This is a genomic window from Paraglaciecola sp. (genome assembly GCF_039943935.1).
In the GTDB taxonomy this organism is placed as follows: domain Bacteria; phylum Pseudomonadota; class Gammaproteobacteria; order Enterobacterales; family Alteromonadaceae; genus Paraglaciecola.
Window position 1 is genome coordinate 36514 of sequence record NZ_JBDUZQ010000016.1, and the last position, 15168, is coordinate 51681.

Below are 15168 nucleotides of genomic sequence, written 5' to 3' on the forward strand. Positions count from 1 at the left end.
CATTAGCTTGTAGGTATAAAAAAGGCCGCTCTGTTGAGCGGCCTTTAACATATTGATTTCTAGTTTCTTATTAAACTAACAAGAGACTCACTAATAAACCTTAGCGGGCTCTATAAGCGTCAACCCATAAGAAGAAATCTTTAACGTTGATAACGCCATCACTATTCATATCGGCACTCGCATTATACCGACGGCTACCTTCACGACTACCAAAAGCTTTTATCAGTTCATTATAGTCTCTTGCACTGACCTTGCCATCACCGTTGATATCACCAACTATTACAGTCACAGTTGACTCTAATTGTAATGCAATTATCACAGGATCATGATCAGACATACGGTAAGCATCATCAGCATAATAATTGATGGCTTGCGTATCTGACTTAAACTCAAAATTATAATCAAGGGCAATTGGTTCATCAGCATTAATGTGCCACTCAGTCACATCAACCACTTTATCTAATGCCGCTTCATTTCCTAATGCATGATCTAAGTAACCAACTAAACCATCAAAGCTATATGAATAAGCTTCATCACCATTAAAATAATTGATTAGATTAGTGTAACCCGCATTTTCTAATGCAACGATTGGGTCTTCTTTAGCATAAGCATTCAAGTCACCAATGATTAACGTTGCTTTCTCTGGGAACTGCTCAGTCAAGAAAGCACTTAATGCTTGAGCTGCACGGGTACGAGTAAGATTACAATTACCTTGACCTGTGGTAGCGTCATCATCACCAGTACCACAGCTTGAACCTTTAGACTTTAAGTGGTTAACACTTATAACTATCGATTCATTATTTTCGAGTAGAGTAAACTCTTGAACCACTGCTGGGCGGTTCTTAGTATCGACAAACAATACCCCATCATCGTCAGCAATAGAGTTGTCACTATTTAGAATCTGAGTTGCACCTGTTAACGACACAACACTAGGTTTATAAATAAGTGCAACCGTAATCGCATCAGTACCTACCGTTGTACCAGGGTCAACAATTGAGTACGTACCTGCACCCATGATGTCATTTATTGCAGATACTAAATCATAAATTGCTGAACCGTCTGTGAAGCCATTGTTTTCAATTTCCATTAAGCCAACAATATCAGCATCCATTGCGACAATAGCTGCAACCGTTTTTGTTTTCTGACGCTCAAATTCAGCTTCGCTATCAGCACCACGACAATCTGCATTTCCATCAGGTCCACAAATATCTGGGCCACTATCTATGTTATTGAAGTAGTTAAGCACATTTAAGCTTGCCACTTTCAAATTACCTAAATTGAGTTCAGGCTCAGCAGTACGCGCGTTAGTCGCAGCAAATGTCGGATCAATAGTTGGTATGACTCTATAATCACTAAAGGCATAATCAAGCACTCCCGTAAGCAAAGAAACAGTGTCTCCGCCTCGTAACGTATTAGAAGCCGACAAGCCTCCCGTTGGGAAAATAACCACTTCTGGATTACTTGTATCATTTCCATCATCTAGTAATACACGATTTAATGCATTAGAAGCTTCAAGAGCAATAGCGTCCTCAGAGCCAGGTGCAAATACATTTGTTGGTGTAAACAAACGTTCAGTAGATAAGGTTACTTGACCATACTGACCTAACGTATAGTTGTCTGTCACAATCAATGCTTGCGTCGTCGTCACTAACATACCTTCTAAAGACTCTGCTGCTGCAAAATCAGTAAACGGTAAACTCAGTGGGAAAACCTCCGCAGTGTCAGTTCCACAAATCAATGGCGCTTCAGTAGCAGCTAACTGTGTACGAGCAAAGTTTTCAGCAACCACACCTAAAACACGAACCACATCACCAACACTTGGCAATTCACCACTATAAGGAACATATATCCCTTCTGAGGTTGATGTATCAGTATCCATGTCAGCGTTTTCTTCTTGAACAAAGAAACCATTCTGCTCGAGAAGAGAAGCCGTTACAATCCCTTCAATAACTACTGTTTCGCCAACTAAAGGTGAAACGTCGCCACTACCTTGAACAGCACTGATTAACGTTGCATCTTCAAAACAAAGGCCTAATGCTGGGTCAACCACAGGTTCATCATCATCGCCATCAGTTACACCGTGACTGCCTAAGAAAGTAAAAGTATCTGATGCATAACCGTCCCACTCTACAGAAGGCTCAAACTCATCAGAACTATCAGCATCACCGCTTGTAACGGTATTTTTACGCACTAATGTATTATTTTGAGTACTTTGGTCTCCTGTTCCCCACTCAGAGCCAGGATCAAAGCCCACCTGTCCAAATGAGTCAATAACTACACCATCAGAGTATAGTTCATAAGCATCGTCACCATTATGGCTAAGGCTACCACTTTCTTGGTCAGCAACATCTAAAATTTCCTGAACAGATGAAGAGTTAGCAACAACATATACACCTTTTCCTGAAATAGTCCCTGTTAAGTCAATTAAAGTAGCAGTTGTCCCACCATTTGAGAATCTGCCTAACTGGTAGTTACCGGCATCTAAATCAATATCTGTACTAGAAGGGTTATACAGCTCAATTGCTTTGTTATTGCTGCTTCCTTCAATATACTCAGAAATAAAGATTTCTCTTGCTTCTACAGTATGGCTACCTAAGTCAGTAAATACATCTTCGCCTAGCCCAGACCATTCAACGGCAGGATCAAACTCATCACTACTATCAACATCGCCACCATATACATTAGCATTTCTAACTAAGGTGTTATTTTGAGTGTCAGTTGGAGCAGTTCCCCATTCAGAGCCCGGATCTGTACCGACTTGCCCAAATGAATCAATCACTTCACCATCAGCATATAGCTCATAGGCATCATCACCATTGTGATTAAGGTTAGAATTGGTTTGGTCGACAACGTCTAAGATGTCCTGAACGGATGATGGATTCGCAATAACAAATACGCCATCAGCTTCCAGAATCCCCTCTAAATCGATGAAGGTCGCAGTAGTGGCACCATTTGAAAAACGCCCTAGTTGATAATTGCTAGCCGCTAAATCGATGTCAGCTCCTGATGGGTTGTATAACTCAATGGCTTTATTATTGCTGCTACCTTCAATGTATTCAGAAATAAAGACACTATCTACAGATGAATCTGAACCATTATCGTCATCACCACCGTCATCCGAACCACCGTCATCATTAGAACAAGCGTCAGTCGTGTAAAACAGCGCTGCCCATTCAGAGTGATCGATGTAAGGGTTACGGTTACCTTGATACTCATAAATAGCGTCATTACGTGCCATTTCAGAAGCATCAACAGGATCTTCTAAATGCCATTCCCATAAACGACACAAAAGGCCGATTTGTTCTGAACTTGTATCGGTGAAGTCATCAACTACTTCTAAGTCAGGAGTTACGTCAGCACCTTCATAACGCGTGTCCATGTAGAACATCATTCGAGCTACATCACCTTTGATGTCATCTCTAGGTTCAAAAGAATCGCTATCAACAAAGTTACCTGGTGCAGCTGAAATTTCTGAATCACTATCATCAAAATCTAAGTTGCCACGAGTAGAGTTAATGGTTACATCTGAAGGTCTTAAGTGATGTATATCGGTATAAGCTTCAAAACTATCATCACCAAAACCATGACTACTTGGCCAACTGTGCTCACGATTCCAGTCACCAATATCACCACCATTTAAGTTTTTCGCTCTTGGGGTACCTGTGTACCAAAGAATAATATTATCTGAGTCAGCGGGATCTTCATCAGTGGCTGTCAAAGCAGTCCATACTTGAGAGTACGAAAGTACAGTTGTATTAGCGCTAATGGTTTCAGAAAGTAGTTGCTTAATAATATCGGCCTGTGAACCTGCATCTACTTCTTCTTGTACAGTGGCATAGTAACTTGATGCATCAAAGGTTGAAGCATCAGCAACTTTATCTGCAGCGTCACAGCCAACACATGCACCAGCTGAATCGTCATCACTTCCGCCGTCACTGCCGTCATCAATGATAACTCCATCAGCAAAAGACTGAAGAGGAAACACTGATACTGCTGTTTCATTAGAGGTTTCACCATCTAATGCATTAGCTCCACTAAATGACCAATTAGCTAAAGTAAATGTAGCGCCATCAGGGCCGGTGTTAGCTGAACGATAAGCCCACCCATCTAAGTATTCCCAAGCTTCACCATTGCCATCAACGTCAATGTCTCCGAAGGTATCGATAACTGCACCATCACAAAACAACTCTACAGCATCATCACCATTAATGCCCATTGCCCCAGCGGTATCTGTAGGAGCAAAGCCTAAGTAGCTTTCAAAACCATCGGCTTCCGAGGCTATATAAATATAGCTTCCTGCAGCAGCGGCAATACTGTTAAAAGTGTATTCTTGACCATCACTTCCTCCGCCATTATTGGCAGAACCTAAACCACAAACAGATAGATCTGCAACGTCATTTAGTACAAATATTTCTACAGCTTTGGGTGTACCACCTGACAGTGGCCCATCTATTACCCCTGTAATTACTAAGTCATTAGCTTGCACTGTTGAGGCGCATATTGCGGCCACCAGTGCTGGATATTTCAACTTCATATTTTCTCCCAGAAAATTTCACTACCGATAAGTCGGCTTATTATCATTTAATAAATTGAAGGCGATATTCTTATACTTCTGTGACATCCTTATGACAGATATATAGTATTTCCATTGTATTCCCAAGACCGATCCTGACCTTTTGGTCTGCATGTAAAGCAATATTCACACCCAAACAATTAAGTAATTAAAACAGCAACTTAAAATGCTTACTGAACTTAATATACAAGCACGTAAATATAACAGAGACAAAATAAATAAACACAACAGTCTATGAGGTAGCAATAATTACCAAAATAATTAAAACGTCTATATTTCAATAACTAGCGAGTCACTTGCATTTATAATCAAAACGAAATAAAATCATAATGATATCAATTTGACATCACATGGATTATTTATGATTAATGAAAAGCAAAGTTTCTCGATTAGTGGATATTTAGCAGGTTTTGTTGTTTTACCAATCTTACAGCTTGTATTTGGGTTTATGATACATAACCAAGTATGGCTACCATTCGCTCTGTTTTGCACTGTAGTCGTGCTGATTTGTTGGGGTGGCTTTTTTATGGTGCAACCAAATCAAGCGAAAGTCATGACGCTATTTGGTAGCTATGTCGGCACTGAAAAGCGAAATGGTTTACGTTGGAGTGTCCCATTTTTTATGCGCAAAACCGTATCTTTACGAATTCGAAATTTTGAATCAGCTAAAATTAAAGTAAACGATAACCTAGGTAACCCGATAGAAATTGCGACTATTGTCGTTTGGTCTGTTACCGATTCAGCAGAAGCCATCTTTGAAGTAGATGACTATGAAAGCTACGTCACTATTCAAAGTGAATCAGCATTGCGTAACTTAGCTAGCAGTTATTCATATGATCCACAAAACGAAGATAGCTCAGATGTAGCACTACGTAGTCACCCCAAACAAATATCCGAGAGATTAAAAGAAGAAATCCAAGAACGCTTAGGAAAAGCAGGGCTTACCGTACATGAATCCAAAATTAGCCATCTTGCTTATGCTCAGGAAATAGCTAGCGCAATGCTACAACGCCAGCAAGCAACCGCGATCATTGCTGCTCGGAGTAAAATAGTTGAAGGCGCTGTCGGTATGGTAGAGTTAGCCCTTGATAGGCTTCAAGCTAAAGGTGTTGTAGAGCTAGACGAAGATCGTAAAGCCATGATGGTGAGTAATTTATTAGTGGTTTTATGTGGTGACAAAAACGCTCAACCTATAGTAAATAGTGGCAGCTTGTATTAAGGAGAGTAACCATGCAATGGGAATACAAAGTAATAAGTGTAAAAGCAAAAACTAAAGGCATAATCAGTCAAGCGCCCGAGACACATGAACTTGAGGTAATACTAAACGATTTAGGCAGACAAAATTGGGAATTAGTCAGTTGTACTTTAGGCTCAACTACCAGTATGGGAAATAGTCATTCTCAAGCGGTCCTAAAAAGGCCAAGGTAATAAATTTGTCTAGAAAATCCTTCCCATTAAGAATAAGCCCTGATGTGCTAGCAGCGATGCAACGCTGGGCTGATGACGACCTGCGCAGCGTTAACGCCCAAATAGAATACGTATTGCGAGATACCTTAGTAAAACAAGGTAGAGTCAAGCTGATACAAAAAGTTGCCACCGAAGTAGTAGAGCCCGGCAGTAACGATAAAAATAACTAGCGCTAAGATGGATAAGCCTTTATTACTAGCTTATCCATTTTTTTCTGAATAACAAAGGTAGTAAGCACAAGATCCCCCAGCCGATACTGCCACCATGCTCAGTCATAATAATAACATTAGGCTCTTCGTAGACTTCTTCATAATTGTTACTTTCTAAGGGTAATAAATACAAGTCCCCATCATTGTAGCCATCAATCACAGCAACTAACTCATTGGTATACTCGTCATATAGTTCAATTAGCACTTCATAATCATCCGAAGTAAAACCAGTTAACAGTTCACTTTCCACCACCAAATAGTCAGCACTACTATCACCATAAATAGTGAAGGTACTAGTCGTATGATACTCCTTAAATACTTCATCTCTACCTAAATAAAGGCGGGCATAAACTTGAGCTTCACTAAAGTAAGTATCTGCATCTAAACCAACCGAAAAGTGGCTAAAGTAACCGTCACTGTCTTCATCACCATAAAACTCTACCCAGGCATCGTATATCCAGAAGTTCGAGTTAGCGTTTTTAGCTTCAGGGCGAAAATCTAACTTTCTAGCCTCAGAAGTTTGTTTTGCTTGGCTAGTAGCAGCGACTCCATTTTTAGATGTTTCTGATGGTTCTTGAGGGGGAACAAATGTAGTTTTGTAGACTAGCTCGCTGGTATTATCAAACTGCTGTTCAGACGATGTAACTTCCCAATCATCTGCTTTTTTAGCATATAAATCTGTTGTTAAAGTTAAACTTGCCAACCCTATTAATAATAAGTTTTTCATGTAATGCTCCTTTCAAACTTGTAACTAGTTTGCAGAAAATTACATGAACAAAAACTGAAGCGAGCCTTAACTCATTACCAACGCCGGGACACTAAACCTAATTTGTTGACGAAACACAACAAACTACGACTTTAAAGTTTATCTAAACCCGCGCTTTTCCTTAACTAATTCATAAGCAGCTTGAATATCTTGTGCTTTATTTTTTGCCATTTCTAAGGCTTGTTTAGGCAAGCCCTTTGAGACCAATTTATCTGGATGGTGTTCACTCATTAATTTTCGATAGGATTTTTTAATACTTTTATCGTCATCAGATACCGTAACCCCTAAGATTTTATAGGCATCGGCTAAAGACTGCTGTGATGAATAAGCTGAAGAGTGCCCACCAGCGCGCTGTTGTCCGCCACTTTGTCTAAAGCGCAGCTCTGCTTCAAATGCAGACAGTAAATACAATAAGTCTTTTTGGGGGAATCCTAGATATTGCGCCACAGTTTCTAGAATAGCTTGCTCAGCTTTATCAAGCTTGCCATCTACGTAAGCAGATTGAATTAGTATTTCTAAATACACTTGCATTATGTCACGACGACCGTGACATGATTCTTTAAAGTCTTTGATTGTCTGCTTTAAAGGAAAGCTTGCGGCCTTCCCATCTCTAAAGGCTTGTTGTGCCTCAGCTCTAATATCTCCCTCTAGCTTCATCTGATCCATCAAGGTACTTGCCATACGAATTTCAGAATCACTAACCTTGCCATCAGCTTTGGCAATATGCCCCATCACCGAAAACAAAGAATGGAAAAATATTGCCTGAGACTTAAGTGCTTCTTCCGTACTAAAAAAGCGGCTAAAACCGCCTTTTTGATTGAAATCTTGACTGTAACCTTTATCAAAAAAGTGTCCCACCATAAAACCTAAAACGGCTCCAGGAATACCACCAAACATAGAGCCAAAAATGGTTCCTAAAAATTTTCCAATCATTTACTCATCATACCTATTTATTTAACTGAGCTAGACGCTCTGGTGTACCAACATCGGTCCAATTACCTGAAAAATATTGGCCACTAATTAAGTTATTTTGTATTCCACTTTTTAACATGGGGGCTAAAGGTTTAATTTCACAGTTGACGTTATCAAAAAAAGACTTTTGATAGACCGCAATTCCGCTAAAGGTTAGCTTTTTACCTTGGTTAATATTCAACCTACTTTCATCTAGGTAAAAATCTCCGTCAGGGTTATGTTCTGGGTTATCTATCATTACCAAATGAGCAACTTCATTTGAAAATCTCAATTTTCTTAACTGAGAAAAGTCGTAATCAGTAAAGACGTCACCATTGATCACAGTAAAATACTGCGCTTGTTCAGTTGGGCAAAGCAAAGGCAATGCGTTTACTATGCCTCCTGCAGTTTCTAACGCATCCACTTCTGGAGAATAGAGAATCTGTAAATCGAAACGCTCTCCCCCGCCAACTTTGTCTTCAATCATGGATCCTAACCAAGCATGATTAATAATAACTCTCTCATAACCTGCTGTCTTCAGAGCTTCTAGGTGATATTCGATTAATGCCTTTCTACGAACTGTTAGAAGAGGTTTAGGCACAGAATCAGTTAGGGGGCGCATGCGCTCTCCTCTACCCGCAGCCAAAATCATAGCAGTACTATGCATACACACTGCTTTGTTGCTTGATTAACACTTTTGGTAATACTTTATCTGCAATCACTGACGAAAAATCTCGAAATTCTGGGTAAGCACTAGCAGCTTCAATTAAATATTTTAAAGTACGAGGAATATCCGATAAATATCCAGATTTACCATCTCGAATATATAGCCTAGCAAAAATACCTGCTACTTTAGTGTGTCGTTGCATTCCTACGATATCAAACCAAAACTTAAAATTTTCCCATGAATGCTCAGAATAATATTCTTGATGCCAGGCCTTTAACCAAGACTCAATCCATTCTTTAGGCCATTCTTGATAACAATCCTTTAGTAAGGATACGGCGTCATAGGTTATAGGACCTATTACTGCGTCTTGAAAATCGATTACACCAATTTCATCACCGAGTACCATGAGGTTTCTAGAATGATAATCTCTATGAACGCCTGCATATGGCTGTGACAAGAAGTTAGCTCCAATACTCCTTAAAGCTTGCTGTACAGTTTTTAACTCACTCTTCGAGAGCCTGATATCCAAATATCGATCGAATAACCAATCTTTTAACATAGCAACCTCTCTATCAACTAAAAGAGTATCGTATTGAGGTAAGCGACCTTCCACAGTGGTGGTACATTTTTGAATTAAAGGAATGATTGCAAGTGCTTTTTTATATAACTGAGGGCAATTTTGTTGATTTAGCCGTCCAGAAAATAAAGAATCACCGAAGTCCTCCTGGCAATAAAATCCAAGTTCCAAATCATATGCGAACACTTTAGGAACCTTAATTCCTTGTTTACTATAACTAGAGGCAACATTTACAAAGGCAGCACAACTCTCAAATTCTGGAGGGGCATCTACTGCAATAATCCACTTGTCGTTTGATTCAAAACGAAAGTAACGACGAAAGCTAGCGTCAGCAGAAACCATGATTAAGGCTTTGCAAGAAAAATGCGTGTGGAGGTTAATCCAATTCAATAGCTGTTGTTCACGTGTAGTCTGGATATTCAAAAATTGTCTCTAGTTGAGAATGATGTTTAAGTGTTTTTATGAGAGAATGGCGAAATATCTCTTTTTTTGCAAGTCTACTGGTAAATCCGTTCGAAACCCTTAAAATTAACATTTTACACCATTTTATACTTTCTATTTAGGCTATTTTTTACTTGTCAATTACTCTAAAACTGCACCGCCCACTCCTTTGCTCATTATTAATGGGGGCTGGGGTATTAAATGCTCAAGAAGTGTGTTTTGTTCCTGTAGCTGGGCCAAACTTAAATGGCTCATTACTTGATGGGCAAATTCAAGTGAGTTCTGAGTACAGTGAAATTAAACAAAATACTTATGCTGAATTCAATGGCAAAGTAGAGATCAATAGTTCAGTAGCAAAAATACAAGCAGCATCAGCAAAGTTAGATCGATTAAGTGAAACTTTAGTCGCCAGTGGTAATGTTAACTTTCAAGATAATAATATTACGGTATCAAGTAATAAAATATCCTTAAACAGAATCTCAAACGAACTATTAATTGAAGAGTCTACATATCAACTCAACCGAGTTCAGGGTCATGGACAAGCTAATAAAATTGGTATCAGTGAACAAACGGGAATTAGTTTACTAGAAGCAAGCTATAGTAGCTGCCCTGTTGATGACGAAGTTTGGCGGATCCAAGCGAGTCAAATCAAAATCACCCCGAATCAGGCAAGGGGAGTTGTTAAGCATGCCCGCTTCTATATAAAAGACGTTCCAGTGTTGTACTTGCCTTACTTTTCTTTTCCCGTTAATGATGAGCGTCAATCTGGTTTACTTTACCCAGATATTACTAACAGTAGCTCTACTGGTATTAGTCTCGAGCAACCGATTTATTGGAACATTGCTCCAAACTACGATTTGACTTTGAGCCCAAGGTTAATGACTAACCGTGGCTTGCAACTCAAAACAGAGTTTCGTTACCTAACAGAACAACATAAAGGCCAACTTAACCTCGAATACCTTTCTAATGATCTTGCTGAAGACCTAAACTCCGAGCGTTACTTCTATCGATATGTACACAATGGAACTATCAACGAAAATTGGCGTGTAAATGCTGAAATAAATGGCCTCAGTGATGATAACTATGTTAACGATTTAGGCTCAGATTATTACAGCCAATCAGATACTCACCTTTATAAAACGCTTGGGTTTAATTACTTCTCTGAAAGTTTAGATGTAAGTGCTCAATTTAGAGACTTTGAAGTTTTAGGGGATCACCCAGATAGTTATCGGGCACTCCCTGAAATTAGGCTCAACTATTTAAGTAATCTCGCGGCTGGATTTGAATTTAAGATTAACTCAGAGCTCGCCTACTTTGAAAGCGGCGATGAAAACAACCCTACAGCCACACGTTTTCATATTGCACCTACATTGAGCTACCCATTTCAAAATCAATGGAGTGAATTACTAGCTGAAGTTTCAGTAATGCACACCCATTATGTTCAAGAAAACATTACAGATACCAGTTTAGAAAAAGAAGTCACTAGAACGTTAGGTCAAGCAAAACTCTATGGTAGTTTAGCTTTCGAAAGAGAAATCAACTGGTTTGGTAAAACCCTAACACAAACGTTAGAGCCCAAAGCACAATATTTATACACCAGCTATGAAGACCAAACTAACATTGGACTGTATGACACGACTAGGCTCTACAATGATTTTGCAGGCTTATTTAGAGGCCAAGAATTCACAGGGCTAGATAGAATAAGTGATAACAATCAGATTACACTAGGTACTACTACCCGTATTCTCGATAACAATAATCAAGAAAAGTTCAAGCTAAGCATAGGTCAAATATTCTACCTGAAAGACAATCAAGTACTTGATGCGACTAAAGATGACAGTAAGTCTGCCTTAGCTGCTGAATTAGATTGGCAAATGGGCAGTAAATGGTATGCACATACGTTAGCACAGGTATCAAGTATCACAGATAAAGTTGAGCGCAGTAGCATATCCCTTGAATATCAACTTTCTGAAAATAAACTTCTTCAAATAAACCACAGATTTGTTAGAAATTTATCGTCAGAAAAAATTGATCAAATAGGCATAACTGCCACTTGGCCTATTTCAAAGAATTGGCAGTGGATAGGCCGCTGGTATCATGACAGGACACTAAACAGAACGGTAGAAGCGTACAATGGGGTTCAATTCAACTCTTGTTGTTGGACAATTAGCTTCGTCGCTGAACGATATTTAAGCAATAGCTTTGATAATACCGGATTACAAAGTACCGATGATTTCGAATCAGGATTTCATGTATACTTTACCAATCGGAATTTATTACGAGACGGGCTTTTTGGATATAGACGCCCTTATCTGTTGAACTAATTAACGTTTGAAATAACTAACCTTTTCAAACAGTCCAATTTCTATTAGACGTTTTTAAACAAACGTCATTAAACTTAAAAGTAAAAAACATTATGAAAGTATTAGTAGTTACTCTTTTAGTCAGCGCATTTTTAACACTTAAAACCTTTGCTGCACCTCAGTCACTCGACAAAGTCTCGGTAATTGTTGATCAAAGTGTGGTGTTAGAAAGTGAAATCGAAGAACTTGTTGCGGTAGTAAAACGTAATGCGGCGATTAACAACCAAACCTTGCCTTCAGATCGTGTAGTCCGCACTCAAGCTATTGAAAAGTTAATTGTCGATAATTTGCAAATGCAACTTGCTGAGCGTATGGGTATACAAATTAGCGATCCTCAGTTAGAACAAACCATAGGTAATATTGCTCAAGGTGAAAATATGACGATAGAGCAATTTCGTAACAAGGTTGCTCGAGAAGGCATCACGTATGACACTTATAGAGAAGAAATTCGTAAAGAAATTATACTGGGTGAAGTTCGCCGAGCCAATGTAAGGCGTCGTGTCTATATTACAGATCAAGAAGTTGATAACTTAGTAAAACTTATTGACGAACAGGGTAGCCAACAAGCCGAGTACCACTTAGGCCATATCTTGATTGAGTTTCCATCAGAACCTACAGATGAAGACATAACGGCTGCAAAAAGTCGTGCAACTAAAGTTTTAGAACTACTCAATAATGGCTCTGATTTCGCAAAAATTGCAACCGCATCATCAGGGGGGGCACTAGCGCTAGAAGGTGGTGACTTAGGTTGGATGAACATCAACTCTATGCCTACTCTTTTTGCAGAGGCGGTTCAGAACAAGAGTAAAGACACACTCGTTGGCCCTATTCGTAGCGGCGCAGGTTTTCATATTCTGAAAATAAAAGACCTTCGAGGAATTGAAAAAGTAGAAATTTCTGAAGTTAACGCAAGACATATATTAATTCCCCCTTCTGTAATTTTAAGTGATGAGAAAGCGGAAAAAATGCTGAAAGACTTCCGCGAACAGATATTAGCAGGAGAAGCAGATTTTGGTGAGCTAGCCAAAGAGCATTCTGCCGACCCAGGTTCTGCCTTAAAAGGTGGTGAATTAGGCTGGTCAGACCCTAGTGTTTATGTCCCTGAGTTCCAAGAAACACTTGGTAAACTAGAAGTAGATGAAATAAGTCAACCAGTACGTTCTCAGTTTGGCTGGCATTTAATGCAACTACTTGGCAAGCGTGTAGGTGATATCACTGAGCAGCGTAAAGAAGAAAAAGCTTATCAGTTATTATTTCAACGTAAATTTGCTGAAGAAGCCGACACTTGGCTTCGAGAAATACGTGCAGGCGCTTATGTTGAAATCCTAAGCGACTCGGCAAGCTAAATGAAGCCATTGAAACTCGCGATTACACCAGGTGAGCCTGCAGGGATTGGCCCAGATTTATTGATTCAAGTCGCACAAAAACCTTGGCCTGCGCAACTAGTCGTATTTGCAGATGGAGATATGTTAAGTCAAAGAGCTAAGCAGCTAGGCTTACCTATTAAATTTGTTGAATACCAAGAAGATTGCACCAGCTTACTTCCCGCAGGCCAAATTTTTTTAGTGAATATCACAAGTAATGTTGCTACAAAATGTGGAGTTTTAAGTAGTGATAATGGCCCATATGTAGTTGAAACACTTCGCCAAGCATGTAAGAAAAATTTAGATGGCGAATTTGATGCGGTAGTCACTGGCCCTGTACATAAAGGGATTATTAATGAAGGGGGGATTTCATTTAGCGGACATACAGAGTTTTTTGCCCACGAGTCAAATACGAATGATGTGGTAATGATGTTAGCGACAGAAGGTTTACGTGTTGTTCTAGCAACGACACATATACCTTTAGCCTATGTTTCGAAGGCCATTACTTTTGAACGTTTACATAAAGTACTTCACATCGTAAATACTGATTTAATGCTAAAGTTTGGTATTAAGCGTCCCCATATCTTCGTATGTGGTTTAAACCCCCATGCTGGTGAAGATGGTCATATTGGTAAAGAAGAAATACTTGTAATTAATCCAGCATTAGATGCACTAAGAGAAGAAGGATTAAATATTACAGGCCCTCTGCCTGCAGATACTATTTTTAATCCTAAATATCTTGCACAAGCAGATGCAGTGTTAGCTATGTATCACGACCAAGGCCTGCCTGTTTTAAAATATAAAGGATTTGGCGCTTCGATTAATATCACCTTAGGCTTACCTTTTATTCGTACATCAGTAGACCATGGCACCGCATTAGATTTAGCAGGGACAGGCCAAGCAGACATGGGTAGCTTTGAATTAGCTATCGAAAAAGCCATCGAAATAGCAGCGAAAAAACAATGAGTAAACAGCATTTAGGGCATACGGCTAGAAAACGTTTTGGCCAGAATTTTTTACATGATAACTATGTGATTGATCAAATAGTATCCGCTATTAATCCTCAAAAAGGGCAACACATGGTAGAAATAGGTCCAGGGCTCGGCGCCCTTACCGAACCTGTATGTGAATTACTTGATGAATTAACAGTTGTAGAATTAGATAGAGATTTAGCAGCTCGATTAAGAACCCACCCCTTTATTTCAAGCAAGCTTAATATCGTTGAAACAGACGCATTAAAGTACGATTTTTCACAATTGATTTCAGAGGATACTCCCCTAAGAATATTTGGAAACCTACCGTATAATATATCAACACCGCTTATGTTCCATTTATTTTCTTTTGCAAACAAAGTACAAGATATGCACTTTATGTTACAAAAAGAAGTGGTTAATCGCTTAGCCGCATCACCTGGAAATAAAAATTACGGCAGATTATCAGTGATGGCCCAATACCATTGCCAAGTAATACCTGTTATTCAGGTCCCCCCCGGCGCATTTAACCCTCCCCCGAAAGTTGACTCAGCTGTTGTTAGATTAATTCCTCATAAACAAAAGCCAGTTTCACTCACTAATGAGGATACCCTTCATACGGTCTGCGCACAGGCATTTAACCAAAGACGCAAAACAATACGCAATAGCCTTAAAAATAGCTTAAGTGAACACCAACTTATCGATTTGGGAATCAATCCAGAGCTTCGAGCAGAGAACTTGTCTTTACAAGATTTTGCAAAAATTGCTAATGCTGTTGAAAGCTATGCGATAGAATCAGGTAACGATTAAAGACAAAAA

11 protein-coding genes are annotated in these 15168 nt (G+C 39.3%); 6 read left to right on the plus strand and 5 right to left on the minus strand.

The genetic code is table 11. The features are described 5' to 3' along the window. Positions 1-100: 100 nt before the first annotated feature. Positions 101-4534, minus strand: a complete 4434-nt coding sequence (locus ABJD71_RS09065) for an ExeM/NucH family extracellular endonuclease (RefSeq protein ID WP_348167745.1) — start codon at positions 4532-4534, stop codon at positions 101-103. A gap of 403 nt (positions 4535-4937) precedes the next feature. Between ABJD71_RS09065 and ABJD71_RS09070 the strand changes: the two genes are divergently transcribed. Further along, positions 4938-5792 (plus strand): SPFH domain-containing protein, encoded by an 855-nt coding sequence (locus ABJD71_RS09070; protein WP_348168105.1) that lies wholly within the window; start codon positions 4938-4940, stop codon positions 5790-5792. A 214-nt stretch (positions 5793-6006) separates the two neighbouring features. Further along, positions 6007-6210 carry a hypothetical protein gene (locus tag ABJD71_RS09075; protein WP_348168114.1) on the plus strand — a complete coding sequence of 68 codons (204 nt, stop codon included), beginning with the start codon at positions 6007-6009 and terminating at the stop codon, positions 6208-6210. A gap of 25 nt (positions 6211-6235) precedes the next feature. Here the strand turns inward: ABJD71_RS09075 and ABJD71_RS09080 are convergent, their stop codons facing one another. From ABJD71_RS09080 to ABJD71_RS09095, 4 genes are all read right to left on the minus strand, one after another. Next, positions 6236-6976 (minus strand): choice-of-anchor H family protein, encoded by a 741-nt coding sequence (locus tag ABJD71_RS09080; RefSeq protein WP_348167748.1) that lies wholly within the window; start codon positions 6974-6976, stop codon positions 6236-6238. Positions 6977-7114: 138 nt separating this feature from the next. After that, entirely contained in the window at positions 7115-7948 is an 834-nt protein-coding gene (gene djlA, locus ABJD71_RS09085) for a co-chaperone DjlA (RefSeq protein ID WP_348167751.1), read from the minus strand. Between the two features lie 13 nt (positions 7949-7961). Further along, positions 7962-8633 carry an N-acetylmuramate alpha-1-phosphate uridylyltransferase MurU gene (murU, locus tag ABJD71_RS09090; protein WP_348167754.1) on the minus strand — a complete coding sequence of 224 codons (672 nt, stop codon included), beginning with the start codon at positions 8631-8633 and terminating at the stop codon, positions 7962-7964. Continuing rightward, the gene (locus tag ABJD71_RS09095) at positions 8626-9633 is read right to left on the minus strand and encodes a phosphotransferase (protein WP_348167757.1); all 1008 of its coding nucleotides are present in this window, start codon (positions 9631-9633) and stop codon (positions 8626-8628) included. The genes murU and ABJD71_RS09095 overlap by 8 nt, the downstream gene beginning before the upstream one ends. Before the next feature lie 152 nt (positions 9634-9785). Between ABJD71_RS09095 and lptD the strand changes: the two genes are divergently transcribed. The 4 genes from lptD (at position 9786) to rsmA (ending at position 15159) form a co-directional block, all read left to right on the plus strand. Next, positions 9786-11975: an LPS assembly protein LptD gene (lptD, locus tag ABJD71_RS09100; RefSeq protein WP_348167760.1), complete on the plus strand. Its 2190-nt coding sequence runs from the start codon at positions 9786-9788 to the stop codon at positions 11973-11975. A 92-nt stretch (positions 11976-12067) separates the two neighbouring features. Further along, on the plus strand, positions 12068-13360 hold the full coding sequence (gene surA, locus ABJD71_RS09105) for a peptidylprolyl isomerase SurA (protein WP_348167763.1): 1293 nt from the start codon (positions 12068-12070) through the stop codon (positions 13358-13360). Continuing rightward, positions 13361-14344 carry a 4-hydroxythreonine-4-phosphate dehydrogenase PdxA gene (gene pdxA, locus ABJD71_RS09110; protein ID WP_348167766.1) on the plus strand — a complete coding sequence of 328 codons (984 nt, stop codon included), beginning with the start codon at positions 13361-13363 and terminating at the stop codon, positions 14342-14344. It abuts the gene before it with no gap. Further along, a complete protein-coding gene (gene rsmA, locus ABJD71_RS09115; protein ID WP_348167769.1) occupies positions 14341-15159 on the plus strand; it encodes a 16S rRNA (adenine(1518)-N(6)/adenine(1519)-N(6))-dimethyltransferase RsmA in 819 nt (272 codons plus the stop codon). The genes pdxA and rsmA overlap by 4 nt, the downstream gene beginning before the upstream one ends. The last annotated feature ends 9 nt before the right edge of the window (positions 15160-15168 follow it).